Source organism: Streptomyces sp. NPDC014801, assembly GCF_043082085.1.
GTDB lineage: Bacteria > Actinomycetota > Actinomycetes > Streptomycetales > Streptomycetaceae > Streptomyces.
Genome location: NZ_JBIBXG010000004.1, coordinates 143,336 through 169,718, shown reverse-complemented (window position 1 = coordinate 169,718; position 26,383 = coordinate 143,336). Strand labels below are relative to the sequence as shown.

Below are 26,383 nucleotides of genomic sequence, written 5' to 3'. Positions count from 1 at the left end.
GGCCGCTCCCCGCCCTCAGGGCCTCAGCACGGCCGGCGCCACGCCCCCAGGTCGTACTTCTTGAGCATCGAGCTCAGGCCCAGGGCGCGGGAGGCCGGGCAGAAACGGGTCGTCGGCAGCTCGTACTCGACGTGGAAGACGGCCTTGCCGGCCTTCACGAACGGGGTGAGCCGCGCGCACTCGCCGTACTGGGCGCACTGCTCGTTGACCGCGAAGTCGAAGTCCCCGGCCAGTTCCGGGATCTGGTCGAGGTCGTTCTTCAGGCCGACCGCGAGGCCCCGGTCGTGGGCCAGCCGCGCGATCAGCCGGTTGTAGCGCAGCTGGTCGGCGGCGGTGAGCGGGAAGCCGGTGGTGTTGGCGTAGCCGTCCATGTTGTCCGGCTCCACCGCGTCGAAGCCCTTGTCCCGGCACAGGTCGAGCCGGGCCGCCATCAGCGGCCGCAGCACGTCCGTGCGGCGGATGTCGAGCCAGCGCTCGCCGTCCCAGCCGTTGCCCTTGCCGAGCACGGAGGCCGGGAACTGCGCGGCGTCCGGCCGCCAGTCCTCGTAGGCGCCCGTGGACAGGTAGCAGACGACCTTGCGGCCCTTGGCGTGCAGCGCCGCGACGGTCGCCGCCGGGTGGTCGAAGCCGTCGATGTCGTACACCGGGACGTCGACGGAGGTGTCCAGGCGGCCGCTGAGCTGCCACTGCCAGGGCGTGCCCGGCCGCGGCTGCCAGCGGGCGGGCGCGGACGGCCCCCCGGGCGGCCGGGCGGGCCGGTCGTCCGAGGCGGACGTGCAGCCCGCCAGCAGCAACAGCAGGGCGGCGACGAGCGGCAGGACGCGTTTCACCGGGCGGTCTCCAGAGCGTGCGGCAACGTACCCCAGGGATGATGCCCGCTGCCCGGCACCGCGCAGTGCAGGCCGGCGCCCCGGGCCCGGGCGAGGGCCGCGCAGTCGGCGCCCGGCGGCACCCCGTGCACCAGGTGGCAGGTGAGCACCCCGTCGTGGCGCGGCTGCGCGGGCAGGTCGCGGTACGTCGCCCAGGTGCCCTCGAAGGTCACCAGGACGTCGGCGATGCGGGCGTACGAGGGGTGCGGGTCGGTGCCGTGGTTGAACACCAGCGTGCCGCAGCCGGCGCGCCACGCGGCGGCGGCCACGCCCCGGTAGTGCGCCTGGGCGTGCGGGCCGGCGGACACCTGGTCGAGGAAGGCGCCGTCGACGCCGTACCAGTCGCGGTGGCGGGCCAGGTCCGCGGCCACCTCGGCGACCGGCCGCATCGCGTAGCCGGTGTCGGCGTAGCCGAGCACCCGCACCCCGGCCGCCCGCAGCCGCGCGGCCGCCTCGGCGAACGCGGGGTCGGGCGCGGTGCCGGGGCCGCTCGCCGGGTTGAGCACCACGCCGTACAGGCGGGGCGCGGCGGCGATGAGGGCCTGCCAGGCGGCGGGACGGTCCGCGGGGTGCTCGTAGTACGGGACCAGCAGCTCGGGCGCCGGCGCGTGGATCGGGGTGCTCATCGGTGCGCGGTCGCCCTTCCCAGCAGGACGCAGGTGAGGACCGCCTGCACGGCCGCTGCCGTGCCGTACACGGCCACGCCGACCTGGTGCGGTCCGGCCGCGTGCGTGGCCAGGGCCAGGCTCTGCGCGAGGGCGGCCAGGCAGCACACGGCGACCGCGCTGTGCACCGCGCCGAACGACTGCAGCAGCAGACCGGTCCACAGCACCACGCCCAGCAGGAGCAGCCCGGCCAGGCGCATACCGGTCGGGCCGGCGGAGTGCGGCCACAGCGCGGCCGTGGCCAGCGCGAGGGCCAGCAGGACGGCCAGGTAGCCGGCCAGGCACTCGGCGACCGTGCGCGCGGTGCGCCGCCAGAAGGCGCGCGGGCTGCTGGTGGAGCGCAGCCCGGCGAGGCTGCCGCTGCGGAAGCGGTACAGCAGCCACTCGGCGGGCCCCATGCTCAAGGTGAGCGCGACGGCGGCGGGCGCGGCGACCGCGCTGTGCTCCTGGCCGGCGAGGACGTCCCCGAGCGCCGCGTACAGCACCAGCACCCCGCTGCCCAGTCCGAACAGCGCGTACGGCAGGGAGCCGGTCAGCCACAGCGGCGCGCCGCGCTCCCGTGCGGGGGCCGCGCCGAGGCCGCCGAAGGGCAGCAGCGCGATCAGGCCGGCCGTCCAGCTGCCCTCGCCCAGGTCCCGCACCGCGGGGGCGACGTCGCGCAGGGCGAGGGCGGCGACCGCGGTGAGCGAGCCCAGCAGCAGGACCAGCCGGACGGCTGCGGGGACCGGTGCGGCCAGGGACACGGCGGCGCCCGCGGCCATCGGCAGCAGCGCGGCGAGCAGCAGCCGTTCGCGGCCCATGACCAGCAGGACGGTGGCCGCGCCGAGGTAGCAGGACTGCCCGGCGGCGAAGGCGACCGCCGCCGGGTGCCCGGTGCCCGCCTGCGCGACGGCGACGAGCGTGCCGAGCAGCGCGCCCGCAGGGGCGCCGAGCAGCAGCGAGCGGCGCGCCGCGGCGTCGTCGCCGAGCCCGAGCCAGGAGTACGCCCGGTGGGCCAGGCCCTGGTTCCACGTCCAGCCGGTCAGCGCCCCCGCGAGCAGGGTGAGCGTGCCCGCGGGCAGGCCGAGGCCGTCCCGCGGGCCGGCCAGCAGGGGGCCGCCGAGGACATAGGCGAAGCCGGGCAGGGCGAAGACCACACCGCGCAGCAGGCAGCCGAGCAGGCCGACCTGCCAGGGGTCGTGCGGCGGGCCCTCGGGCTCGGGATGGCGGCGTTCGACGCGGTCGTAGAGCTCCTCGGCGAGCGCGAAGGAGTCCTTCACGCCGTAGCGTTCGCGTATCCGGTCGTCGGACAGGCCGTCGGACTCCAGCAGGGCGGCTATCTCGTCCGGGTGGACGGCGGCCGCTGCGAAGTCCTCCAGCTGTGCGGCGAGCGCGTCGACCGGGTCGGGTTCCGCCCAGCCGGGGGTGGTGCGCCCGCGCGGGACGGCGGGCACGGTCCGCGGGCGGGCGCCGGGCGGCAGCCAGATCGATCCGCTCACCGGCCGGTCCCTCCCGCGGACTCCGCGCGGGCGGTCCCCCATACCGCGGGGGAGACGTACCAGGGGTCGCGCAGCTCGGCGGTCCAGTCGGCGACCGTCTCGATGGTCGGCTCGTACACCTCGGGCAGGCCGGCGAGTTCCTGGTAGATGGTGCGGAAGTTGTCCACCGAGCGTTTCAGGGTGAACCGGTCGATGACCCGCTGCCGGGCCAGCGCGCCCAGGTCCAGGCGCCGCCGGTCGTCCTTGAGCAGGGTGAGCGCGGCGGCGGCCATCTTCTCCGGCTCGCGCGGCGGCACGACGATCCCGGTGTCGCCGACGGCCTCGCGCACCCCGCCGACGTCGGTGGAGACGGTCGTCCGGCCGCAGGACATGGCCTCGATCATCGAGAACGGGAAGCCCTCGGAGATGGAGGACAGCATGACGACGTGGCCGGCCGCGTAGGCGCGCCACACCTCGCCGATGCGGCCCTCGAAGGTGAGCCCGTCGGTGACGCCGAGTTCGGCGGCGAGCTTCTCCAGGCGGGTGCGGTAGGCCTCGCCGCCGGGCGGGACGGGGCCGAAGAGCCTGAGGCGGGTCTCCGGGAGCTCGGCGCGCACCAGGGCGTACGCCCGCAGCAGCGTCTCCAGGTCCTTGATCGGGTCGATCCGGCCGCACCAGGTGAGCGTGGGGACGTCCGGTTCGGGGCCGGCGTGCGGGAAGGCGTGCGGGTCGACGCCGTTGTACACCGTGCGGATCTTGTCCGGGTCGGCGCCGCCGCGCTCCTCCCAGCGGCGGTTGTACTGGTTGCACGGCGTGATCAGGTCGGCCGTGCGGTAGCCGTGGGTGTTCAGCTCCCGGTAGAAGCCGAGCATGAACGCCTTCACCGGCCAGCGCTGGGTGTCCCCGCGGTAGCCGAGGTAGCGCTCGCGCAGGTAGATGCCGTGCTCGGTGAGCAGGAACGGCACCCCGTCCAGGGCGCGGGCGGCGACCGCCGGGAGGGTGGCCAGGCCGCTGCTGACGGCGTGGGCGACACCGTCCTGCGGGACCCGCGTCCCGAGCGGGCGCAGCGCGTGTTCCAGCAGGTCGGTGGCGGTGAGCGCGTCGTGCACGGTGGGGCGGGCCCGCGCCGTCGGCAGGTGCGGCATGGTCCATATCCACATCAGCGAGCGCAGCGCGCCCTCCGTGCGCAGCGCGGCGGAGAGCCGGCCGGCCCGGGCGACGCGGGCGAGGTCGGTCAGCGCCTCCCCGAAGTCGCACCCCGCCCGCGGGTCGAGGAAGGACAGCAGCAACCGCTCGTAGGCGTCGGCGAAGTGGCGCCGGGCCTTGCCGTACGGGGGGCTCTTGCGGCCGGGGCGCGGGCCCCAGGTGGGTACCGAGAGGTGGTGGCGGACGTTGGGCGGCAGCTCCCAGGTGACGGGCTCGCGGCCGGTGCCGGTGAGCGAGATCAGATGGAAGTCCACCTCCGGCATGCCCCTCACGAGCTGGTCGCACCAGGTGCTGACCCCTCCGTGGACGTGCGGGTAGGTGCCTTCGGTGAGCATGGTGACGCGCATGGCTGCGCCGCTTCCCCCCTGTTGTGCGGAATCCGTCCGTCGGCTGCGGCTGCGGCTTCGGCCGCCGGGCCCGAGTGCCGGTCGCGCCCACGCGGCGAAGCCGCCTGCCGATGCAGCTCCGCGCCCCTGCCGGGGCGCTCCCCCTACGGCAGCTTCAAGGTGACCGACGACTGCAGCGGCTCCGGCGCGGTCCACGCCGAGCGGCGGCCCGCGTACGGCGTGCCGAACGTGCTGGTCCCCAGCAGGAGTTGCTTCTTCGTGCCCTCCGGGACCGTCACCGGGATCTGGACGCCGGAGGGCGCGGTGACGGTGACCGTGCCGCCGACGCGGTAGGCCGTGACCCTGTTGTTCGCGAGGGCCGTCTGCCAGGCGGCCCGGCGCTGGAGTTCGGTGCCGATCGCGCTCTGCCGCGGGTTCTCCAGCGGGGTGCTGTCGGCGAACAGGGCCCGGTAGTCGGCGAGGACCTTGTCCAGGACCGGGTAGAGGATGCGGTCCTCGGCCAGGTTGGACTGGTGGGCGTAGTGCGGGCGCGGGTCGTTCGAGAGGGCGTGGCCGAGGTCGGTGCGGGCCTCCTGCGGCACGATCACGTCGTCGTAGCCGGTGGCGGTGTCCAGGGGCGCGGGCAGGCAGGTGGAGCTGGCGTTGTTCTCGCACACGCCGCTGCCGCCGTCGGCGCGGGAGGTGTAGATCCAGTTGTACTCGTCGGCCATCTCGGCCTTGGTGCCCACGTTGTAGTACACGTTCATCGGGTAGCGGGGCACGGTCAGGGCGGAGCCGACGGGGCGCTGCCCGGGCTCGCGGGAGTTGTCCGAGGCGGTCCACTTCACGCCGTTGTCGGCGAGCGCGCCGGCCAGGTTGGGGTTGTCGGTGGGCTGCTGCGGCAGGGTCTTCAGGCCGGAGTGCTCGCCGGTGACCAGTTCGGTGCGGTCGAGGGGCAGGCCCTTGGCGACGGCCCAGTCGTGGTCGTTGCGGATCTCCGCGGAGATGGCGGAGCGGCTCATCCACTGCGTGGTGCCGTCGGCGTTCTTCGCGCAGCTCCACGGCACGGTGGTGGTGTCCTGGACGCAGCCGAGATACTGGTGCGTCCAGGTGTGGTTGATCCAGCGGTACTGCGCCTTGTCGGCGAGCAGCCGGTCCGCGAGGGCGTCGGTGCCGCCGTGCTCGCTCTTCCACTCCTCGCCGGAGCCGGCGTTGAACACCATGTCGAGGGTGAAGCCGTGGTCGCGCTGCCACTGCGCGGCGTAGGCGGCGTCGTCCGCCGTCATCCGGATCGGGGTGGTGCCCGGGCCGTCGCCGCCGGCGCAGTCGAAGTCGCCGGGGGTGCAGTTGCGCGCGGTGTCCCAGCGGCTGTCCGGGGCGAGGACGTCGTCGACGTGGACGGCGAAGTAGTTGCGGGCCTGCCCCAGGTGGACGCCCTGGGTCAGCCACTCCACGATGCCCCGGGCGAGCAGCCGGAACTGCTGCTGGTAGCCGTTGTAGGCGAACGTCACCACCAGTTCGCGGCGCCCGTCGTGGGCGTACTCCCCGAGCAGGCTGCCGCGCCCGGTGCCGCCCGGCACGGCGGTGTCGACGTAGGAGGTGAAGCCGGCCCGGGGGCGGGCGACGTAGCCGTAACTCTCGGGAACGGACGGTGAGTTGTCCTCGAAGGCGAACGCGCCGTCGAGGTAGCCGAACCAGCCCGCCTTGCCGGCGGCTGTGACCTCGGCCGGCTGCCCGTCGAGGGTGCCCGCCCAGCCGCCGTCACTGGTGTAGTCCAGGCCCACCTCCGGGTGCGCCCAGGTGTAGGCGTCGACCTGCGGGATGCCGTAGGTCCGCTCGTACGCCTCCAGCGCCTGCTGCTCGGCGGAGGCCGGGGAGCCGAACGGGGCCTCGTCGGGCAGCACCACGCCCTGGTAGCGGGCCCGGGGTGTGGTGCCGCCGGTGTCGGCGAGGAAGGCCGCGTCGATCACCGGGCGGCCCGGGTCGCGCAGGTCGACCGTGGTGTACGGGATGCCGGTGCTGCGGAGCTGGTCGGTAAGGGCGGCGACGGTGCCGCTCCCGTCGTCGACGACCAGCACCCGCAGGTCGATCCGCGGTGTCGGGGCCGCCGCGGCGCCGGGCGCCCCCAGCCCGAACGCCATCGTGGCCGCCGCCACCAGGGCGGCCGTGTTTCTCCTGCCGCGCGCCTTGTGCGCCATGTGGTCCTCTCCCCCCAGGGGATCCCCGCCCGGCGCGCGGGCGCCCGGAACGTGCGGCGCCGCCTGCGGCCGGTCAGCGGGGGATCCGTGGAAATCATGCGAAGCGGTGAGGTCGGTGCTCACCGGAACCCGATGAGTGTGACTCAGGTCATCGGATGCGAGGATCAGGAAATGGCCACGACGCCACCGACAGGTGAACGCTCGAAGGAGTGAGCGAACGGGTCCGCGAGCGTAGTCTCGTGCCGGGTGTCCCGCCGGTTCGCCGCGCCGGTACGGACCCCCGGTGGAAACCGCGTGCCGGGCCCGGATCTAGTGTCGGCCGTCGGGTCCGGTCGAGCCCACCGCATTCGGCCGCAGGAACTTCACATCGGAAGCGAGATATCACCACCGTGACTGCTCTCACTCTCAGCACCGCCGCGGCGCCCGGTCTGCGGGCCGACGCGATCGTGATCGGTGTCGCCAAGGGCGCGAAGAGCCCGGTCGTCGCACCGGGCGCCGAGGCCGTGGACAAGGCCTACGACGGGCGGCTCGCCGCCGTCCTGGAGACCCTCGGGGCCTCCGGTGCCGAGGGCGAGGTGACCAAGCTGCCGGCGCCGGCCGGTTTCAAGGCACCGCTCGTGGTCGCGGTGGGCCTGGGCGCCCAGCCGGAGAAGGACGACACGTTCGACGCCGAGGCCCTGCGCCGGGCGGCCGGCGTGGCCGCCCGCACCCTCACCGGGGCGAAGAAGGCCGCCTTCGCGCTGCCGCTGACCGACGCCGCGGACGCCGGGGCCGTCGCCGAGGGCGTGCTGCTCGGCGCGTACACCTTCGACGTCTACAAGGACAACGGCAAGGACGCCAAGGCCAAGAACGGCAAGGCGCCGCTCGCCGAGGCCGTGCTGCTCGGCGGCAAGCCGCGCGACGCCGCCTACAAGGGCGCCCTCGCCCGCGCCACCGCGGTCGCCGAGGAGCTGAACCGCGCCCGCGACCTGATCAACACCCCGCCCAACGACCTCAACCCGGAGGCCTTCGCCGCGATCGCCCAGGCCGCGGCCAAGGAGCACGGCATCAAGGTGCAGGTGCTCGACGAGAAGGCCCTGATCAAGGGCGGCTACGGCGGCATCCTCGGGGTCGGCGGCGGCTCGGCGTCCACGCCGCGCCTGGTGAAGCTGTCGTACACCAGCTCCAAGGCCAAGAAGCACCTCGCCTTCGTCGGCAAGGGCATCACCTACGACTCGGGCGGCATCTCGCTGAAGCCGGCCGGTCACAACGAGACCATGAAGTGCGACATGAGCGGTGCCGCGGCCGTCTTCGCCGCCGTCGTCGCCGCCGCGCGCCTGAACCTCCAGGTCAACGTCACCGGCTGGCTCGCTCTGGCCGAGAACATGCCGTCCGGCTCCGCGGTCCGCCCCGGTGACGTGCTGCGCATGTACAGCGGCAAGACCGTCGAGGTCCTCAACACCGACGCCGAGGGCCGGCTGGTGCTCGGCGACGCCCTGTGGGCGGCCTCGGAGGAGAACCCGGACGCGATCATCGACGTGGCCACCCTGACCGGCGCGATGATGCTGGCGCTGGGCAGCCGCACCTTCGGTGTCATGGCCAACGACGACGCGTTCCGCTCCGCGGTGTACGAGGCCGCCGAGGAGGTCGGCGAGCCGGCCTGGCCGATGCCGCTGCCGGAGCACCTGCGCAAGGGCATGGACTCGCAGGTCGCGGACATCGCGAACATGGGCGAGCGGATGGGCGGCGGCCTGGTCGCCGGCCTCTTCCTGCGCGAGTTCGTCGGCGAGGGCATCCCGTGGGCGCACCTCGACATCGCGGGTCCCGCGTTCAACGAGGGCGGTCCGTTCGGGTACACGCCCAAGGGCGGCACGGGCACGGCGGTGCGGACGCTGGTCCGGGTCGCGGAGCTCGCGGCCGCGGGGGATCTCGGGTGACCTCCGCCCGCTGAGCACGTTTTTCCCGTTCCGCCGCGTGGGGGCAGGTCGCGCCCACGCGGCGGAGCCGCATATCGATACAGTCCCGCGCCCCTTTGGTTGGCATCCTCCCCTTGGCTACAAGGGGACGTGGGACGTCTCACACCCCGGCCCGGCGTCTCGATCCCGTCCGACAAGTGCAAAGATGGAGCCCGGCAGGACAGGGCCCCTACCCAAGGGCCGAAGAACGAGCGGCCGGACACCAGCCGCCTGCCGGTCATCGGAGACCGGCGTACGGCGCACATGCATGGAGGACGTGACGTGGCGAACGACGCCAGCACCGTTTTCGACCTAGTGATCCTCGGCGGTGGTAGCGGTGGTTACGCCGCGGCGCTGCGCGGGGCTCAGCTGGGCCTGGACGTCGCCCTGATCGAGAAGGACAAGGTCGGCGGTACCTGCCTGCACCGGGGTTGCATCCCCACCAAGGCCCTGCTGCACGCGGGCGAGATCGCGGACCAGGCGCGGGAGAGCGCCCAGTTCGGTGTCAAGGCCACCTTCGAGGGCATCGACATCGCGGGTGTCCACAAGTACAAGGACGAGGTGATCACGGGCCTGTACAAGGGCCTGCAGGGCCTCGTCGCCTCCCGCAAGGTGACCTACATCGAGGGTGAGGGCCGTCTGTCGTCGCCCACGTCCGTCGACGTGAACGGACAGCGCGTCCAGGGCCGCCACATCCTGCTCGCGACCGGCTCCGTGCCGAAGTCGCTGCCCGGCCTGGAGATCGACGGCAACCGCATCATCTCCTCCGACCACGCCCTCGTCCTGGACCGCGTGCCGAAGTCCGCGATCATCCTGGGCGGCGGCGTCATCGGCGTCGAGTTCGCCTCCGCGTGGAAGTCCTTCGGTGCGGACGTCACCATCATCGAGGGCATGAAGCACCTCGTCCCGGTCGAGGACGAGAACTCCTCCAAGCTCCTGGAGCGCGCGTTCCGCAAGCGCGGCATCAAGTTCAACCTGGGCACCTTCTTCCAGAAGGCCGAGTACACCCAGGACGGCGTCAAGGTCACCCTCGCCGACGGCAAGGAGTTCGAGGCCGAGGTCCTGCTGGTCGCGGTCGGCCGCGGGCCGGTCTCCCAGGGCCTGGGCTACGAGGAGGCCGGGGTCGCCATGGACCGCGGCTACGTCCTGGTCGACGAGTACATGCGCACCAACGTCCCGACCATCTCCGCCGTCGGTGACCTCGTCCCGACGCTGCAGCTCGCGCACGTCGGCTTCGCCGAGGGCATCCTGGTGGCGGAGCGTCTGGCCGGTCTGAAGACCGTCCCGATCGACTACGACGGTGTCCCGCGGGTCACCTACTGCCACCCGGAGGTCGCCTCCGTCGGCATCACCGAGGCCAAGGCCAAGGAGATCTACGGCGCGGACAAGGTCGTCGCTCTGAAGTACAACCTGGCGGGCAACGGCAAGAGCAAGATCCTCAAGACCGCGGGCGAGATCAAGCTCGTCCAGGTCAAGGACGGTGCCGTGGTCGGCGTCCACATGGTCGGCGACCGCATGGGCGAGCAGGTCGGCGAGGCCCAGCTGATCTACAACTGGGAGGCGCTGCCGGCCGAGGTCGCCCAGCTCATCCACGCCCACCCGACGCAGAACGAGGCGCTCGGCGAGGCCCACCTGGCACTGGCCGGCAAGCCGCTGCACGCGCACGACTGATCAGCCCTCGGGCGCGACGACACAGACTTTCCGCAACTCGTAAGGAGCAACCGAAACCATGGCGGTTTCCGTAACCCTTCCGGCGCTCGGCGAGAGCGTCACCGAGGGCACTGTCACCCGCTGGCTGAAGGCCGAGGGCGAGCGCGTCGAGGCCGACGAGCCGCTGCTCGAGGTCTCCACCGACAAGGTCGACACCGAGATCCCCTCCCCCGCCTCCGGCGTGCTGGCCTCCATCAAGGTCGCCGAGGACGAGACGGTCGAGGTCGGCGCCGAGCTGGCCGTCATCGACGACGGCTCCGGCCCGGCGCCGGAGGCGCCTGACGGAGCACAGTCCGCGGCCGCCCCGGCCCCCGCCGCCGAGGCCGCCCCGGCCCCGGCCCCCGAGCCCGCCGCTGCCGCCCCGTCCACGGAGCAGGCCGCCCCGGCTCCGGCCCCGTCCGCCGAGGCCACCTCCGGCGCCTCCTCCGCACAGGGCACCGACGTGGTCCTCCCGGCGCTCGGCGAGTCCGTCACCGAGGGCACCGTCACCCGCTGGCTGAAGTCGGTCGGCGACTCCGTCGAGGCCGACGAGCCGCTGCTCGAGGTCTCCACGGACAAGGTCGACACCGAGATCCCGGCGCCCGCCTCCGGCGTGCTGCTGGAGATCGTGGTGAACGAGGACGAGACCGCCGAGGTCGGCGCCAAGCTCGCCGTCATCGGCGCCCCGGGTGCCGCCCCGGCCGCCGCTCCGGCTCCGGCCGCCCCGGCCCCGGCGCCCGCCGCCGAGGCCCCGGCCGCGCCCGCCGCCCCGGCCCAGCCGGCCGCCCCGGCTCCGGCCCCCGCCGCTCCGGCCGCGCCCGCCGCTGCCGCCCCGGCTCCGGCCCAGCCGGCCGCTCCGGCGCCCGCCCCGGCTCCGGCTCCGGTCACCCCGGCTGCCGCGCCGACCGCGCCGACCGCCACCCAGGCGACCGACGAGGGCGCCTACGTGACGCCGCTGGTGCGCAAGCTCGCCGCCGAGAACGGCGTCGACCTGGCCTCCGTCAAGGGCACCGGCGTCGGCGGCCGTATCCGCAAGCAGGACGTCCTGGCCGCCGCCGAGGCCGCCAAGGCCCCCGCCGCCGCCCCGGCCCCGGCCGCCGCCGCTCCGGCCGCCGCCAAGAAGGCGCCGGTGCTGGAGGTCTCCCCGCTGCGCGGCCAGACCGTGAAGATGCCGCGGATCCGCAAGGTCATCGGCGACAACATGGTCAAGGCCCTGCACGAGCAGGCCCAGCTGTCCTCGGTCGTCGAGGTCGACGTGACCAAGCTGATGCGGCTGCGCGCCCAGGCGAAGGACTCCTTCGCCGCGCGCGAGGGCGTCAAGCTCTCCCCGATGCCGTTCTTCGTCAAGGCCGCCGCGCAGGCGCTGAAGGCCCACCCGGTCATCAACGCCAAGATCAACGAGGCCGAGGGCACGATCACCTACTTCGACACCGAGAACATCGGTATCGCGGTGGACTCGGAGAAGGGCCTGATGACCCCGGTCATCAAGCACGCCGGTGACCTCAACATCGCCGGTATCTCCAAGGCCACGGCGGAGCTCGCGGGCAAGGTCCGCAGCAACAAGATCACGCCCGACGAGCTGTCCGGCGCGACCTTCACCATCTCCAACACCGGTTCGCGCGGCGCGCTGTTCGACACGATCATCGTGCCGCCGGGCCAGGTCGCGATCCTCGGCATCGGTGCCACGGTCAAGCGTCCGGCCGTCATCGAGACCGCCGAGGGCACCGTCATCGGCGTCCGCGACATGGTCTACCTGACCCTGTCCTACGACCACCGCCTGGTGGACGGCGCCGACGCCGCGCGTTACCTGACCGCGGTGAAGGCGATCCTGGAGGCCGGCGAGTTCGAGGTCGAGCTCGGCCTGTAAGCACCGCTCAGCCGTGCACGTCGGTGCCCCTGCCTGGACACTCCGGGCGGGGGCACCTGCCTTTGGGGACGCGGGGCGGTGCCGATCGGCGGCCCGCCGGCCCGGCGCACCGCGTGTAACCCTGGTCTCACCTGCGCAAAGACACCCCCACACACCCTCCCCGCGGAGCGAACCCGCCGTATTGTCTAAGCGTCAGCCCCTCCCGAAGGAGCCCTCATGACCGCGCCCGTCGTCCACTCGCTGCGCGAACAGATCCGCGAGCACATCGTGGAGGGGATCGTCAGCGGGCGCTGGCAGCCGGGCGAGCGGATCGTGGAGCGCCGTATCGCCACGGAGCTGGAGGTCAGCCAGACGCCCGTCCGGGAGGCGCTGCGCGAGCTGGAGTCGCTGCGGCTGATCGAGTCCGCGCCGAACAAGGGCGTGCGGGTGCGGAACCTGACCGCGGCCGACCTGGAGGAGAGCTACCCGGTGCGGGCCGGCCTGGAGGCCATCGCGGCCGAGCTGGCGGCGGAGAAGCTCGCGGTGGACTGCTCGGCCCTGGAGCCGCACGTCACCGCGCTGTACGCGGCGGACCGCAACGCGGACGGGACCGCGCAGGTCCGCCACACCGTGGGCTTCCACCGGGAACTGGTGCGCGCCGCGGACAACTCCGTGCTGCTGCACACCTGGGAGGGGCTGGGGATCGAGGTCTTCACCGCCCTGTCGATACGGTGGCTGGGGACCGTGCAGCAGTCGTACGCGGAGGAGCACGAGGAGCTGGTGCAGGCGTTCAAGCGGCGGGATCCGCGGATCGCGGAGCTGGTGAAGGCCCACGTGCTGGGCTGCGCCCCGCGCGCGTAGGGCTCCGCCCGGTCGGGGGTGCGTGTCCGCCGGAGGGTTCCGTCCGCCGGGAGTTCCGTCACCGCCGGGGAGTTTCGCCTCCGGCGGGGAGTCCGTCGCCGCCGACGGGTTCCGGCACCGCCGGGGAGTTTCGCCCCCGCCGCCCCTTCCCCGTCCCGTCCCCGAGGGCTGCGCCCCCGGACCCCCTTCGCGCAGTTCCCCGCGCCCCTGAGGGGTTGCATCCGGCCCGCGGTCGGCCTGTCGCCGCTCCCACCCGAGCGCGCCCCCGCTCAAACGCAGGCCCAAACACCTGCCCACCTGCGAAAACAAGGCGTTTACGCGTCACCCGGTGCCATCGCCGAAGGCACCCCGTGCCGACTTTCTCGTGATCAAGAGGTTTTCGGCCTCAACCCTTTGATCGATCATCGATCACGGAGTTAGAGTCGCCGACGGACTTCCACCGAAGTTCTCGAGCCCTGTCCTGCCAAAGACCTAGGGCACCCCCGAACCCTTCACTTGTGAGGGAACCCCCTTCGACTGAGGAAGGCGGCGACATGACCGACCCCAACGCCATCCAGCCGAGCGAGCTCGACCAGCTCCCGGACCGCGACCCCGAGGAGACCGCCGAGTGGCAGGCCTCCCTGGACGCCGTCGCCAAGGCGGCCGGGCCGCACCGGGCCGCGTACCTGATGCGCCGCACGCTGGAGCGCGCCGAGGGCGCCGGCATCGCGCTGCCGAAGCTCCTCGAGACGGACTACGTCAACACCATCCCCACCTCCGCGGAGCCGGCCCTGCCCGGTGACCCGGAGATGGAGGCCCGGATCACCGCCTGGAACCGCTGGAACGCGGCCGCCATGGTGACCCGCGGCGCGAAGCACGGCGTCGGCGGCCACATCGCCACCTTCGCCTCCGCGGCCTGGCTCTACGAGACCGGCTTCAACCACTTCTTCAATGGCAAGGAGGGCGACGGCTCCGGCGACCAGCTGTACATCCAGGGCCACGCCTCCCCCGGCATCTACGCCCGCGCCTTCCTGGACGGCCGCCTGACCGAGGCCCACCTGGACAACTTCCGCCAGGAGGCCGGCGGCAACGGCCTGCCGTCCTACCCGCACCCGCGCCGTCTGCCCTGGCTGTGGGAGTTCCCCACCGTCTCCATGGGCCTCGGCCCGCTGTCGGCGATCTACCAGGCGCGCTTCAACCGCTACCTGACCAACCGCGGCATCAAGGACGTCTCCGCCTCGCACGTGTGGGCGTTCCTCGGCGACGGCGAGATGGACGAGCCGGAGTCGACGGCGGCCCTCGCGCTCGCCGCCCGCGAGCAGCTGGACAACCTGACCTTCGTCATCAACTGCAACCTGCAGCGCCTCGACGGCCCGGTCCGCGCCAACTTCAAGATCGTGCAGGAGCTGGAGGCCCAGTTCCGCGGCGCCGGCTGGAACGTCATCAAGACGCTGTGGGGCTCCGCCTGGGACGAGCTGTTCCAGCTGGACACCACCGGCGCGCTGGTACGCCGGCTGCGCGAGGTACCGGACGCGCAGGTCCAGACGTACCAGACCCGCGACGCCGCCTACATCCGCGAGGACTTCTTCGGCAAGGACCCGGCGCTCGCCGAGATGGCGAAGCTGCTGAGCGACGACAAGATCCTGGAGATCTTCCACTTCTCCCGCGGCGGTCACGAGCCCCGCAAGGTCTACGCCGCGTACAAGGCCGCCGTCGAGCACAAGGGCGCGCCGACCGTGATCCTGGCCCAGACGGTCAAGGGCCACACCCTCGGCGAGGGCTTCGCGTCGAAGAACGCCAACCACCAGATGAAGAAGCTGACGGTGGACGAGTTCAAGGCGATGCGCGACCTGCTCGAGCTGCCGATCAAGGACAGCGACTTCGTCGACGGCGTGGTCCCCTACGGCCACCCGGGCGCCGACTCCCCCGAGGTCCGCTACCTCCAGGAGCGCCGCGCGGCGCTCGGCGGCCCGGCCCCGGCCCGCCGCACGCACCCGCTGCCCGCGCTGCCCGCCCCGGCCGAGAAGGCGTTCGCCTCCTTCGACAAGGGTTCCGGCTCGCAGAACGTCGCCACCACCATGGCCTTCGTCCGCCTGGTCAAGGACCTGGTCCGCGACAAGGAGACCGGCAAGCGCTGGGTGCCGATCGTCCCCGACGAGGCGCGCACCTTCGGCATGGAGTCGCTCTTCCCGTCGCTCGGCATCTACTCGCCCAAGGGCCAGACGTACGAGCCGGTCGACCGCGACCAGCTGATGTACTACAAGGAGGCCAAGAACGGCCAGATCCTCAACGAGGGGATCACCGAGGCCGGCTCGATGGCCGACTTCATCGCCGCTTCGACGTCGTACGCGACGCACGGCGAGGCGATGATCCCGTTCTACATCTTCTACTCGATGTTCGGCTGGCAGCGCACGGCCGACCAGATGTGGCAGCTCGGCGACCAGCTCGGCCGCGGCTTCCTCGTCGGCGCCACGGCCGGCCGTACGACGCTGACGGGTGAGGGTCTGCAGCACGCGGACGGCCACTCGCCGGTGATCGCCGCGACCAACCCGGCCGCGCTCACCTACGACCCCGCGTTCGCCTACGAGATCGCGGTGATCGTCCGTGAGGGTCTGCGCCGGATGTACGGCGAGGCCAAGCCGGGCGAGGACCAGAACGTCTTCTACTACCTGACGGTCTACAACGAGCCGCTGCCGCAGCCGGCGAAGCCGGCCGGTCTCGGCATCGACGAGGGCATCGTCAAGGGCCTGTACCGCTTCAACACGGCGGAGTCCGCGGGCGTCACCGTCCCGGCCAACGCCCCGCGCATCCAGCTGCTGGGCTCCGGCACGGCGATCCACTGGGCGCTGAAGGCGCAAGCGCTGCTCGCCGAGGAGTGGGGCGTGGCCGCCGACGTGTGGTCCGCGACCTCCTGGACGGAGCTGCGCCGGGACGCGCTGGAGGCCGACGCGGCGCTGCTGCGCGGCGAGGAGCGGGTGCCGTACGTCCGCCAGGCGCTGCAGGGCGCCGAGGGCCCGGTGCTGGCCGTCTCCGACTACATGCGCCAGGTCCCGGACCAGATCGCGCAGTGGGTGGAGCAGGACTGGTCCTCGCTGGGTGCCGACGGCTTCGGCCTGTCGGACACCCGTGAGGCCGCCCGCCGCCACTTCGGCGTCGACGCCGAGTCGATCGTCGTCGCGGCGCTGGCCCAGCTCGCCCGGCGCGGCGAGGTGCAGGCCACCGCGGTGAAGGAAGCCCGCGAGAAGTACGGCCTGTAAGCACCACGGGTCGTGAGGTGAAGGGGTACGGCGCTCGCCGTACCCCTTCGCTGTCGGTGGGCCCCGGCATGATGGCCGTATGCGTGCTGCCCGGCTGATCAAGATGGTGCTGCTGCTGCAGTCCCGCCCCTCGATGACCGCCGCCGAGCTGGCGCGGGAGCTGGAGGTGTCGGAGCGGACGGTCACCCGCGACGCGCAGGCGCTGAGCGAGGCCGGGGTGCCGGTGTACGCGGACCGGGGCCGGGCCGGCGGCTACCGGCTGATCGGCGGCTACCGCACCCGGCTGACGGGGCTCGCCCGCAGCGAGGCGGAGGCGCTGTTCCTGTCCGGGGTGCCGGGGGCGCTGCGCGAGATGGGGTTGGAGGACGCCGCGTCCGCCGCCCGGCTGAAGGTGTCGGCGGCGCTGCTGCCGTCGCTGCGGGACGCCTCGCGGACGGCGGCGCAGCGGTTCCATCTGGACGCGCCGGCCTGGTTCCGGGAGCCGGAGACGCCGGCGCTGCTGCCGGCGGTCGCGGAGGCGGTGTGGGACGACCGCCGGGTCACCGCCCGCTACCGGCGCGGCGAGCACGAGGTCGAGCGGGTGCTGGAGCCGTACGGGCTGGTGCTGAAGGCGGGGGTCTGGTACCTGTGCGCGCGGGTGCCGCGGGACGGGGCGTACCGCACGTACCGCATCGACCGGTTCACCGCCGTCGAGCCGGCCGAGGACCGCTTCGCGCGGGACGAGGACTTCGACCTGCCCGCGTTCTGGGCGGAGCACTCCGAGCGCTTCGCCCGCTCGCTGCTGCGCACCGAGGTCGTGGTGCGGCTGTCCCCGGAGGGTGTGCGCCGCCTGCGCTGGGCGGTGGACGCGCTGTCCGCGCGGGAGGCGCTGGCGTCGGCCGACGGGGGCGGCGACGGGGACGGGCAGGAGTGGGTGACGGTGACCCTGCCGGTGGAGTCCGAGGAGGTCGCCTACAGCCAGCTGACGGCGCTCGGTGCGGAGGCGGAGGTGCTGGCGCCGGCGGCGCTGCGCGCCCGGTTCGCCGCGGACGCGGCACGGCTGGCGCGGCTCTACGCGGACGGTGACGGTTCTCGGCCCTGACGATCCTCGGCCGTGACGGTCCGCCGCGCTCCCCGTGCTCCGGGCCGTAACGATCCGCCGTGCTCCCCGTGGCCCGGGCCGTGACGGTCCGCCGTGCTCCCCGTGGCCCGGGCCGTAACGATCCGCCGCACTCCGCGTGCGCCCCCGTGCCGGACGCAGGATGCTGGACGCGTGATGGACGAGACGGAGTTCTGGGAGCTGGTGGACGCCACCCGGGAGGCCGCCGAGGGCGACCCCGAGGAGCAGGCGGACCTGCTCGTGGACCGGCTGGTCCAGAAGGACCCCGAGGAGGTGCTCGACTTCGCCCGTCACTTCGAGGCCCGCTACAACCGCGCCTACCGCTGGGACCTGTGGGGCGCGGCCTGGGTGCTGCTGGACGGGGCCAGCGACGACGCCTTCGACTTCTTCCGCTGCTGGCTGATCGGCCAGGGCCGGGAGGTGTTCGAGGGCGCCCTGCACGACCCGGACTCCCTCGCCGACCTGCTGGACGACTTCGACGAGGAGATCGACGGCGACGGCGAGGAGCTCGGGTACGCCGCCGACGAGGCCTACGAGCAGCTCACCGGCACGGTCGCCCCGGACCTCGGCATCCCGCCCGCCCCGTCGGAGCCCCTGGGCACGCCGCTCGACTTCGAGGACGAGGGCGTGCTGGCCGAGCGCTATCCCAAGCTCTGGTACCGCTTCCGGGAGTGACCCCCGGGCCGCTCGGCCCCGTCGCGCCCGGTCCCGCCGCTCGGCGGGTGTCAGGCGCGGTCCCGCGGCCCGACCCCGCCGCGGGCACGGTCCCGCCACCCGTCCCCGTGACGCCCCGCCACGCGCCCGAGGCCGGCGTTCACCGGCCCTGGAGACGGGCCGCCTGGGCGCGGATGGCGGGCAGGCGGGCGATGAGGGCCGCGCCGGGGCAGGTCGTCTCGTAGGCGTCCCGGTGGGCGGCGACCACCGGGAGCACGGCGGTGGTGCCGCGCGGGTAGCGGCTGCCGCTGTTGCTGGAGGTGAGCCGGGCGGTGCCGCGCGGGTCCACGTCGGCCGGGCCGAGTTTCCACGCGACCAGGGCGGCGATGGCGTCGGCCATGGCGCGCGGCACCGGGGTGGCCCCGGTGAAGGTGCCGATGGCGGCGATGCCGGCGGTGCGGTGGTTGAAGCCCTGCGTGTGGGCGCCGGTGACGGGGCGGTCGACGCCGCCCGCGCGGCCCTCGTAGACGGTGCCGCAGCGGTCGACGAGGAAGTTGTAGCCGAGGTCGTCCCAGTCGCGGCCGGCGGTCTGCCCGGTGTACAGGTCGCGGATGATGCGCGGGGTGTCGGCGCAGTCGTAGCCGTTCGGGGTGTCGGTGTGGTGGACGAAGACGGCGACGACCGCGTCGTCGTAGCGCGGGGGCGGCTGGGCGGGCCGCTCGCCGGCGGTGAACCAGACGGTGCGCGGCACGATCCGCGGCCGGGGCGCGGTGTGCAGTGCCGGCTGCCGCGCGAGCGGCCGGGCGGCGGGGCCGGCGGGCGCGGTGGCGGCGCGCTCCACGCCGGCCGCGCACAGCGCCAGCGCGGTCGCGGCGGCCAGGCCCGGCAGGCAGGCGGCCGCGGCGCGGACGGGGCGGGGTATGCGGGGGGAGACACGGCGGGCGGAGGTCCGGGGTCCGCGCCGGGCCCGGCCCGTCCTTCGCGCGCTTCGCACGACACGCATGGTCCCACTGTCGGTGTGTTCGGCCCGGTCCGCGATGTGTGGTGTGCCACCCGGTGGAACCATCGTCCCGGTCCGGGGCGTTTTCCGAGGTACCCGCACCCCTGGACGGTTCGGCGGGTGGCTGATCACCCGGCCCCCGGCGCGCGTATCCAGGGGGTACGAGAGAAAGGCGGCTTCGTGGACCTGCTCGACATCGTGCTGCTGCTGGTGATCCTGGCGTACGCGGGCTCCGGCTACCGGCGCGGTCTGGTGGCCGGGTGCGTCTCGCTCGCCGGGTTCGTGGGCGGCGCGGCGGTCGGCGTGTGGATCCTGCCGTGGGTGATGCGCCTGGTGACGCCGGGGACCACGGCGGCGACCGTGGCCGCGGTGTTCACGGTGCTGCTGCCGGCGGTGGCGGGACACGAGCTGGCGGGGCGGCTCGCGCTGCGGCTGCGGCGGGAGCTGGACCGGGGGCCGTTGCGGGTGGCCGACGGCGTGGGCGGGGCGGCGGCCAACGCGCTCGCCGTGCTGATCGTGGCCTGGGTCGCGGCGAGTGTGCTCGGCGCGTCCTCCTCCCCGGTGCTGACCGGCGCGATACGCGACTCGCGGCTGCTCGGCGCGGTGCAGGACGCGATGCCGGACACCACGCCGGCGTGGTTCTCGCGGGCCACGTCCGCACTGACCGAGGCCGGCTTCCCGCAGGTGTTCAACCCGTTCGAGAACGAGTCGACGGCCGAGGTGGCCCGGCCCACCGGGGACAGCGTCACGGCGGCCGCCACCAACGCGGCCAAGCTGAGCACGGTGAAGATCGAGGGCGCGGCCGGCACCCAGGGCCGGGAGGGCAGCGGGTTCGTGTACGCGCCTCGGCACGTGATGACCAACGCGCACGTGGTGGCGGGCATCGACCGTCCGAGCGTGCGGGTGGGCGGCGTCGGGCGGTCGTACGACGCTCGGGTGGTGCTCTTCGACCCGGACCGGGACGTGGCGGTGCTGTACGTGCCGGACCTGACGGCGCCCGTGCTGCGCTTCGACGACGGCGCCCGGCGCGGCGACGCCGCGGTGGTCGCCGGCTATCCGCAGGACGGCGACCTGAACCTGCAGGCCGCGACCGTCGCGAACCGGGTCCGGGCGACCGGGCAGAACATCTACAACGACGCCACGGTGACCCGTGAGATCTACGCGATCCGCTCGACGGTGCGGCCGGGCAACTCCGGTGGCCCGCTGCTGACCACCGACGGCCGGGTGTTCGGCGTGGTCTTCGCCCGCTCCACCTCGGACGCCGAGACGGGGTACGTGCTCACCGCGGCCGAGGTGTCCGAGGACGCGCGCCGGGCGGCGGACGCCACGGAGGCGGTGGACACGGGCAGCCTCGTCACGTCCTAAGTGGACACGGGCAGCCCCGTCACGTCCTCGGTGGACACGGGCGGCCTCGTCACGTCCTCGGGGTGTCTCGCCGGCCGCCCCGGCCGCGGGGTCACACCAGCCGTTTGCCCATCATCACGTCGTCGACGTAGACGCCGTCCAGGAGGAACTCCTCCGGCTGCACGCCCTCGACGACGAAGCCCTCCGACTCGTACAGGGCGCGCGCCCCGGTGTTGTGGCCGAGGACGCGCAGGGTGATCCGCCGGAAGCCCTTGGCGCGGGCCTCCTCGACGGCCGCCCGCAGCAGCGCCCGCCCGACGCCCCGGCCGCGCACCTCCTCGGCGACGGCGAGGCCGCGGATGTAGCGCACGTGCGCGTTCGTCGGCAGCGGGGTGGGCGTGCCGAGCCGGACGTAGCCGACGACACGGCCGTCGAGCTCGGCGACCAGGTGCGCCTCGGGGCCGGCGTCCTTGGGGAAGAAGGGCGCGCCGGGCGCGGGCGGCCCCGAGACGGCGTGGAGGTGCGACCACACGGCGCGGTCCAGCCGGCTCAGTGCGTCCTCGTCCTCGGCTCGGGCGGTACGTATGAACGACGGAGGAAGATCGGGCATGCCGGTCACCCTACGGGGACCGTGCACGCGTCTCACCGCGGTTTCCCGCGGGAACGGAGAGGATGGCGGTCATGCACCCTGCACGCATCGCGGTGGCCGGCGCGTCCGGCCTCATCGGCAGCGCCCTGGTCCGGTCCCTGACGGCGGAGGGGCACCACGTGGTGCGCCTCGTGCGGCGGGAGCCCGCCGGCCCGGACGAGGCCCGCTGGGACCCGGAGCGCTCGTTCGTCGACACGGCCGCCCTGGAGGGCTGCGACGCCGTGGTCAACCTGGCCGGCGCCGGCATCGGCGACCGGCGCTGGACCGACGCGTACAAGGCGCTCGTCCGCTCCAGCCGGGTGGGGGGCACCCGGACCCTGGCGCGGGCGGTGGCGTCCCTGGACAGGCCGCCCCGGGTGTTCGTCAACGGCAGCGCGATCGGCATCTACGGCGACACGGGCGACCGCCCGGTGGACGAGGACGCGGCGCCCGGCACCGGGTTCCTGCCGGAGCTGTGCGTGGAGTGGGAGGCGGCGACGGAGCCGGCGCGCGCGGCCGGGGTGCGCACGGTGCTGCCGCGCACCGGTCTGGTCGTGTCGAGGGCGGGCGGGGCGTGGGGCCGGCTCTTCCCGCTGTTCCTCGCGGGCCTCGGGGGGCGGCTGGGCAGCGGCCGGCAGTACTGGTCGTACATCGCGCTGCACGACGAGGTGGCCGCGATCCGGCACCTGATGGACCGTGCGGACCTGTCGGGCCCTTTCAACCTCACCGCACCGCAGCCGGTGACGAACCGTCAGGTCACCGAGGCGATGGGCCGTGTCCTGCACCGCCCGACCCTGCTGAGCGTGCCGGCACCGGCGCTGCGCCTGGCGCTGGGCGAGATGGCGGGCGACGTCCTGGGCAGCCAGCGGGTGCTGCCCACGCGGCTGCTCCAGTCGGGCTTCACCTTCGCCTTCCCGGGGATCGAGGACGCGATCCGCGCGGCGTGAGGGACCGCCGGGGGCGAGCCACGCGGCGTGAGGCGGTCCGCGAAGGCGAGCCGTGCGGCGTGAGGGACCGCCGGGCGCGAGCCGCGCGGCGTGAGTCGGTCCGCGAAGGCCAGCCGCGCGGCGTGAGTCGGGGCCAGGGACGCCGGCCGTGCGGCGTGAGACGGCCCGCGTGGGCGCGAGCCGCGCGGCGGGAGACGGGGCCGGGGGCGGATGTGACCGTATGCGACCGCTGTGCGCCCGTGCCCTGTCCATGCGCGACTGAACTTGGCCGATCGCGGGCCTAACCTCGACCCGAACTCGGGTATCCCCGACGCCCGTTGGGGGCATGACGTCTCCACCGGCCGCGCAACCTCGAGGAGGGGCACGTGCTTGAGCCCGCGTACCAGGCAGACGTCGTCGTCGTGGGAGCCGGGGTCGCCGGACTCTCGGCAGCGCATCGGCTGACCAGCGCTGGAGTGACCACCGCGGTACTGGAGGCCGCCCCCTGCGTGGGCGGCCGCATGGCGACGGAGAAGGTCGACGGCTTCCGGCTCGACCGCGTCGGACGGCTGCTCACCACCGCCTGTCCCGACCTGCGGCTGAGTCCCGGGCTGGACGGCCTCGTGCTCCGTCCCTTCGCCCCCGGCGTCCTGCTGCACAGCGACGGCCGGCACCACTCCGCGGGCGCGTCCGCGGCCGGCGGGGGCGCACGGAGCACTGGGGGCGCACGGGGCGCACTTCACGTGGTGCGCGCCCTGGCGAGCGCGCCCCGTACGGCCTCGGCACCCCGCGCGAGCGCCCCGCTGGGCACGCCGGTCGACCAGGCCCGGCTGAACCAGTCCCTGACCCGGCTGGCCCACCTCCCCCTGGAGCGCGTCCTCGCCCGCCCGGAGTCGGCCACCGCCCAGTCCCTCGCCGGGCGCGGCCTGCCCGCCCGCACCGTCGACGGCTTCCTGCGCCCGCTGCTCGCCGCCCTGCTGTGCGATCCGGAGCTGACCACGTCCAGCCGCTGCGCCGACCTCGCGCTGCGGGCGTTCGCCGCGGGGCGGCTGTGCCTGCCGGAGGGCGGCGCGGACGTCCTGCCGGAGCTGCTGGCCCGCGCGCTGCCGCCGGGCACCGTGCACACCGGCGTGCGCGTCACATCGGTCTCCACGACCTCGGTGACCACCGCGGAGCACGGGGTCTTCCGCTGCCGTGCGGTGCTGGTCGCCACGGACGCGCGCGGCGCGGCGGAGCTGCTGCCGGGGCTGCGGGTGCCGGACTTCCACCCGGTGACGGTCGTCCACCACACGACCGACGCGCCGCCGCAGACGGGGGCCGCGCTGCTGCTGGACGCCGACCGGGGCGGGCCGGTGGCCCACACGGCGGTCGTCAGCCGGGTGGACCCGACGCGGGCGCCGGCCGGGCGGGCGCTGATCTCCTCGACGGTGCTCGGCACGCCGCCGCCGGACGTCGACACCGCCGTACGGCTGCACCTGGCCCGGCTGTACGGCACGTCGACGGCGCGGTGGGAGACGCTGGCCGTGCACCACACACCCGACGCGGTGCCGGCCATGCGCCCGCCGTACGACCTGCGCAAGCCGGTGCGGATCCTGGCGGGGCTGTACGTGTGCGGGGACCACCGGGACACCAGCACGGTGCAGGGCGCCCTGGACTCGGCCGAGCGAGCGGCCACGGCGATCCTGACGGACCTGGGAGTGGCGGGCTCGATGCACCGCAGCGATCCGGTGGCGACGCTGCCGACGGCGGCGTAGCGGGACGGGGGTGGGCGCGGTCACCGGGCCCACGCCTCTCACCGAGGCCAGGCACAGTCACCCCAGGGGCGCGGGGAACTGCGCGACCAGCCACCCACGCACCCGCACCCGCACCCGCACCCGGCGACGGACCCGCGCCCAAGGCGCCGCCCCCAGCCGGGGACATCACCCCAGCGCGCCCACCCGCTCCCGATACCCCCGCACCGGCGGAGCGTCCTTGTACGGCTCCAGCCGCCGTTCGAAGTCGCGCACGTACTCCACCGCCCGGACCGACCGCATCTCCGCCGCCTGGCCCGCCGCCTCCGCCCCGAGGCGGCACGCCTGGTCCAGTTCGCCGAGACCCAGCCGCGCCGTCGCCAGCACCACCGTGCACAGCAGCCGGCTGCGCGCGTACCCGCTGCCCCGCAGCTGCAGCGAGCGCTCGGCGTGCTGGGCGGCGGCCCGGAACTGCTGCAGGTCCCGGTGGCAGTGCCCGAACTCGTAGGCCAGCTGCGCCTCGTCGAAGGAGCGCGCCCAGTACGGCACGTCGTCCCCGCTGCGAGCCGCGTCCAGCGCCCGCTCGGCCCGCACCAGGGACGCCGTGCACGCCCGCACCTCGCCGAGCACCGCGTGCCCACGCGCCTCGGCCGCGTGCAGCAGCGCCTGCACCACCGGCGGCACCGCGGTCCCCGCGCCCTGCTGGGCCACGCGCGCCAGCTGCACGGCCTCCCGCCCGTGCCCCAGGTACACGGCCTGCCGGCTCATGGTCACCAGGACGTACGCGCCGTAGGCCCGGTCGCCCGCCGCCTGCGCGAGCCGCAGCGCCTGGACGAAGTACCGCTGCGCGAGCCCGTGCGCGGCGATGTCGTACGACGTCCAACCGGCGAGCCGGGTGAGGTCGGCGGCCGCGGCGAACAGCCGGCGCCCGGTCTGCTCGCCGTAGACCCCGCGCAGCATCGGCTCGCACTCGTGCTCCAGGTAGCGCACGAGGGCCTGCCGGGCGTGCCCGCCGCCGTAGGTGTCGTCCAGGGTGCGGAAGAGTTCGGCGACGGACCGCAGCGCCGCGATGTCCCCGCCGGTGACCCGCACGGCGGGCGGCCGCTCGGCCCGGGCCCGCTGCTGGGGCACCACCGGCCGCCCCTGCGCGGGCACGCGCGCGGGCGGCTCGCCGCGTGCGACGCGGTCGTCGGACCGCCCGATCAGCCAGTCGCGGCTCGGCACCACCAGGCCCGCGGGGGTGAAGGCGATCTTGCGCAGTTCGGCGTGGTTGCCGGAGTCCTTGCGCCACAGCCCGCTGACGATGTCGATCGCCTCGTCCGGGGTGGCGGCGAACTCCAGCCCGGCGTACACGGGGGCGCACGCGTCGAGGCCGAGGTCCTGGGCGGTGAGCCGGCGTCCGAGCCGCCGGGTGAAGACCTCGGCGATCAGCGCCGGGGTGGTGCCCCGCGGCTGCTGCCCGCGCAGCCACCGGGTGACGGACGTCTTGTCGTATCTGAGGTCCAGCCCGTGTTCGAGCCCGAGCTGGTCCACGCGACGGGCGAGACCTGCGTTGGAGAACCCCGCTTCTGCGATGAGCGCGGCGAGCTGTCGGTTGGGGGTGCGCTGCGCGGGTCGTTCCGTCATTGGCGGTGCGGTCTCCTGCCTTCCAGGCCTGCGAGGTGCCCGGATTGCCTGTGAGCAGCCCTTATGGCCTCTTGGACGGCGCGAATGTAGCGGAGCGTAAGCAGGCGGTCGCACACTTCCCCGCCCATTCATCCGATCGTGTGAGGATTGCCCGCAGGGCTGACGCGTCCGAGGCAGTCGTACAGTGGCGTGGGCGCGTTTCATGCCTTACGACTTCGAGGAGGCGCTTGCCGTGAGTGAGCTGCGGTTCGTCCGGATGGGGTTCGGTGCGGACGCCGTCGAGTACCAGGAGGCGTGGGACGAGCAGCGCCGGGTGCACGCGGCGCGGTTCGCCGACGAGATCCCGGACACGGTGCTGCTGCTGGAGCACCCGCCGGTGTACACGGCGGGCCGGCGCACGGCCGACAACGAGCGCCCCCTGGACGGCACCCCGGTCATCGACGTGGACCGCGGCGGCAAGATCACCTGGCACGGCCCCGGCCAGCTGGTGGGCTACCCGATCCAGAAGCTGCCCCGCCCGGTGGACGTGGTCGCCCACGTACGGCGCCTGGAGGAGGCCCTGATCCGTACCTGCGCGGAGTTCGGCCTGGAGACCACCCGGGTGGAGGGCCGCAGCGGCGTGTGGGTGCTCGGCGACCCGGTCGAGCAGCGGCCCGCGCTCGGCGGGCTGTCCCTCGACTTCGACCCCCGGCTGCAGGACGAGGAGTTCGATCCGCGACTCAACGGCCCGGACTACGCCCCCTCCAACGCCGGCCAGCGCCGCGAGGACCGCAAGATCGCCGCGATCGGCATCCGGGTCGCCAAGGGCGTCACCATGCACGGCTTCGCGCTGAACGTGAACCCGGACAACGCCTGGTTCGACAAGATCATCCCGTGCGGCATCCGGGACGCGGGCGTCACCTCCCTGGCCAACGAGCTGGGCCGGGACATCACCATCGAGGAGGTGCTGCCGGTCGCCGAGCGGCACCTGCGGGACGTCCTGGAGAACGCGGACCTGAAGCCCCGGGTGATCGAGAAGGCGCCCGCCTGAGGGAATGCGCCCCCGGGAGCGGGGGTTGGCCCACACGGTGGGCGCACCAAAACACGGGC

At 74.0% G+C, this 26,383-nt stretch carries 19 protein-coding genes; 11 read left to right on the top strand and 8 right to left on the bottom strand.

Annotated features, from left to right (window positions below):
- Nucleotides 1–23: 23 nt before the first annotated feature.
- The 5 genes from ACF1AL_RS10225 to ACF1AL_RS10205 form a co-directional block, all read right to left on the bottom strand.
- Nucleotides 24–830 (bottom strand): endo alpha-1,4 polygalactosaminidase, encoded by an 807-nt coding sequence (locus ACF1AL_RS10225; protein ID WP_391697687.1) that lies wholly within the window; start codon nucleotides 828–830, stop codon nucleotides 24–26.
- Nucleotides 827–1,495, bottom strand: a complete 669-nt coding sequence (locus tag ACF1AL_RS10220) for a spherulation-specific family 4 protein (protein WP_391825774.1) — start codon at nucleotides 1,493–1,495, stop codon at nucleotides 827–829. Before ACF1AL_RS10220 ends, ACF1AL_RS10225 begins: the two co-directional genes overlap by 4 nt.
- Nucleotides 1,492–3,012 (bottom strand): hypothetical protein, encoded by a 1,521-nt coding sequence (locus tag ACF1AL_RS10215; protein ID WP_391825773.1) that lies wholly within the window; start codon nucleotides 3,010–3,012, stop codon nucleotides 1,492–1,494. The genes ACF1AL_RS10220 and ACF1AL_RS10215 overlap by 4 nt, the downstream gene beginning before the upstream one ends.
- Nucleotides 3,009–4,544 (bottom strand): GT4 family glycosyltransferase PelF, encoded by a 1,536-nt coding sequence (pelF, locus tag ACF1AL_RS10210; RefSeq protein WP_391825772.1) that lies wholly within the window; start codon nucleotides 4,542–4,544, stop codon nucleotides 3,009–3,011. Before pelF ends, ACF1AL_RS10215 begins: the two co-directional genes overlap by 4 nt.
- 143 nt (nucleotides 4,545–4,687) lie before the next feature.
- Entirely contained in the window at nucleotides 4,688–6,721 is a 2,034-nt protein-coding gene (locus ACF1AL_RS10205; RefSeq protein ID WP_391820555.1) for a hypothetical protein, read from the bottom strand.
- Between the two features lie 389 nt (nucleotides 6,722–7,110).
- On the opposite strand from ACF1AL_RS10205, the gene ACF1AL_RS10200 reads away from it, so the two are divergent.
- The 7 genes from ACF1AL_RS10200 (at nucleotide 7,111) to ACF1AL_RS10170 (ending at nucleotide 18,061) form a co-directional block, all read left to right on the top strand.
- A complete protein-coding gene (locus tag ACF1AL_RS10200; RefSeq protein WP_384211235.1) occupies nucleotides 7,111–8,637 on the top strand; it encodes a leucyl aminopeptidase in 1,527 nt (508 codons plus the stop codon).
- Between the two features lie 300 nt (nucleotides 8,638–8,937).
- Nucleotides 8,938–10,326 (top strand): dihydrolipoyl dehydrogenase, encoded by a 1,389-nt coding sequence (lpdA, locus tag ACF1AL_RS10195; protein WP_366836025.1) that lies wholly within the window; start codon nucleotides 8,938–8,940, stop codon nucleotides 10,324–10,326.
- Nucleotides 10,327–10,384: 58 nt separating this feature from the next.
- Nucleotides 10,385–12,211, top strand: coding sequence for a 2-oxoglutarate dehydrogenase, E2 component, dihydrolipoamide succinyltransferase (gene sucB, locus ACF1AL_RS10190; protein ID WP_391825771.1), 1,827 nt, complete (start codon nucleotides 10,385–10,387; stop codon nucleotides 12,209–12,211).
- A gap of 216 nt (nucleotides 12,212–12,427) precedes the next feature.
- On the top strand, nucleotides 12,428–13,051 hold the full coding sequence (locus tag ACF1AL_RS10185) for a GntR family transcriptional regulator (RefSeq protein WP_366836027.1): 624 nt from the start codon (nucleotides 12,428–12,430) through the stop codon (nucleotides 13,049–13,051).
- A gap of 533 nt (nucleotides 13,052–13,584) precedes the next feature.
- Complete coding sequence (gene aceE, locus ACF1AL_RS10180) at nucleotides 13,585–16,287, top strand: pyruvate dehydrogenase (acetyl-transferring), homodimeric type (protein ID WP_391825770.1); 2,703 nt, start codon at nucleotides 13,585–13,587, stop codon at nucleotides 16,285–16,287.
- Between the two features lie 79 nt (nucleotides 16,288–16,366).
- Nucleotides 16,367–17,368 carry a helix-turn-helix transcriptional regulator gene (locus tag ACF1AL_RS10175; protein ID WP_391825769.1) on the top strand — a complete coding sequence of 334 codons (1,002 nt, stop codon included), beginning with the start codon at nucleotides 16,367–16,369 and terminating at the stop codon, nucleotides 17,366–17,368.
- Between the two features lie 174 nt (nucleotides 17,369–17,542).
- The gene (locus tag ACF1AL_RS10170) at nucleotides 17,543–18,061 is read left to right on the top strand and encodes a DUF4240 domain-containing protein (protein ID WP_366836105.1); all 519 of its coding nucleotides are present in this window, start codon (nucleotides 17,543–17,545) and stop codon (nucleotides 18,059–18,061) included.
- Nucleotides 18,062–18,200: 139 nt separating this feature from the next.
- Here the strand turns inward: ACF1AL_RS10170 and ACF1AL_RS10165 are convergent, their stop codons facing one another.
- Nucleotides 18,201–19,043: a peptidoglycan recognition protein gene (locus tag ACF1AL_RS10165; RefSeq protein WP_391825768.1), complete on the bottom strand. Its 843-nt coding sequence runs from the start codon at nucleotides 19,041–19,043 to the stop codon at nucleotides 18,201–18,203.
- 177 nt (nucleotides 19,044–19,220) lie between these two features.
- Between ACF1AL_RS10165 and ACF1AL_RS10160 the strand changes: the two genes are divergently transcribed.
- A complete protein-coding gene (locus ACF1AL_RS10160; protein ID WP_391660859.1) occupies nucleotides 19,221–20,405 on the top strand; it encodes a MarP family serine protease in 1,185 nt (394 codons plus the stop codon).
- A gap of 91 nt (nucleotides 20,406–20,496) precedes the next feature.
- Here ACF1AL_RS10160 and ACF1AL_RS10155 read toward each other — a convergent pair whose 3' ends face one another.
- Nucleotides 20,497–20,994, bottom strand: coding sequence for a GNAT family N-acetyltransferase (locus ACF1AL_RS10155; RefSeq protein ID WP_366836032.1), 498 nt, complete (start codon nucleotides 20,992–20,994; stop codon nucleotides 20,497–20,499).
- Between the two features lie 71 nt (nucleotides 20,995–21,065).
- Here ACF1AL_RS10155 and ACF1AL_RS10150 point away from each other — a divergent pair, with 71 nt between their 5' ends.
- The gene (locus ACF1AL_RS10150; RefSeq protein WP_386420503.1) at nucleotides 21,066–21,959 is read left to right on the top strand and encodes a TIGR01777 family oxidoreductase; all 894 of its coding nucleotides are present in this window, start codon (nucleotides 21,066–21,068) and stop codon (nucleotides 21,957–21,959) included.
- Nucleotides 21,960–22,324: 365 nt separating this feature from the next.
- Nucleotides 22,325–23,692, top strand: a complete 1,368-nt coding sequence (locus ACF1AL_RS10145) for an NAD(P)/FAD-dependent oxidoreductase (RefSeq protein ID WP_386585550.1) — start codon at nucleotides 22,325–22,327, stop codon at nucleotides 23,690–23,692.
- A 165-nt stretch (nucleotides 23,693–23,857) separates the two neighbouring features.
- Here ACF1AL_RS10145 and ACF1AL_RS10140 read toward each other — a convergent pair whose 3' ends face one another.
- Entirely contained in the window at nucleotides 23,858–25,294 is a 1,437-nt protein-coding gene (locus ACF1AL_RS10140; RefSeq protein WP_384214628.1) for a regulator, read from the bottom strand.
- Between the two features lie 232 nt (nucleotides 25,295–25,526).
- Between ACF1AL_RS10140 and lipB the strand changes: the two genes are divergently transcribed.
- The gene (lipB, locus tag ACF1AL_RS10135; RefSeq protein ID WP_366836036.1) at nucleotides 25,527–26,324 is read left to right on the top strand and encodes a lipoyl(octanoyl) transferase LipB; all 798 of its coding nucleotides are present in this window, start codon (nucleotides 25,527–25,529) and stop codon (nucleotides 26,322–26,324) included.
- Nucleotides 26,325–26,383 lie beyond the last annotated feature (59 nt).

Bases quoted from the DNA above. Each gene is read 5' to 3' on its own strand.
- ACF1AL_RS10220 (WP_391825774.1), bottom strand. From the start codon at position 1,495: ATGAGCACCCCGATCCACGCGCCGGCGCCCGAGCTGCTGGTCCCGTAC.
- pelF (WP_391825772.1), bottom strand. From the start codon at position 4,544: ATGCGCGTCACCATGCTCACCGAAGGCACCTACCCGCACGTCCACGGA.
- ACF1AL_RS10205 (WP_391820555.1), bottom strand. From the start codon at position 6,721: ATGGCGCACAAGGCGCGCGGCAGGAGAAACACGGCCGCCCTGGTGGCG.
- sucB (WP_391825771.1), top strand. From the start codon at position 10,385: ATGGCGGTTTCCGTAACCCTTCCGGCGCTCGGCGAGAGCGTCACCGAG.
- ACF1AL_RS10185 (WP_366836027.1), top strand. From the start codon at position 12,428: ATGACCGCGCCCGTCGTCCACTCGCTGCGCGAACAGATCCGCGAGCAC.
- aceE (WP_391825770.1), top strand. From the start codon at position 13,585: ATGACCGACCCCAACGCCATCCAGCCGAGCGAGCTCGACCAGCTCCCG.
- ACF1AL_RS10175 (WP_391825769.1), top strand. From the start codon at position 16,367: ATGCGTGCTGCCCGGCTGATCAAGATGGTGCTGCTGCTGCAGTCCCGC.
- ACF1AL_RS10170 (WP_366836105.1), top strand. From the start codon at position 17,543: ATGGACGAGACGGAGTTCTGGGAGCTGGTGGACGCCACCCGGGAGGCC.
- ACF1AL_RS10165 (WP_391825768.1), bottom strand. From the start codon at position 19,043: ATGCGTGTCGTGCGAAGCGCGCGAAGGACGGGCCGGGCCCGGCGCGGA.
- ACF1AL_RS10155 (WP_366836032.1), bottom strand. From the start codon at position 20,994: ATGCCCGATCTTCCTCCGTCGTTCATACGTACCGCCCGAGCCGAGGAC.
- ACF1AL_RS10150 (WP_386420503.1), top strand. From the start codon at position 21,066: ATGCACCCTGCACGCATCGCGGTGGCCGGCGCGTCCGGCCTCATCGGC.
- ACF1AL_RS10140 (WP_384214628.1), bottom strand. From the start codon at position 25,294: ATGACGGAACGACCCGCGCAGCGCACCCCCAACCGACAGCTCGCCGCG.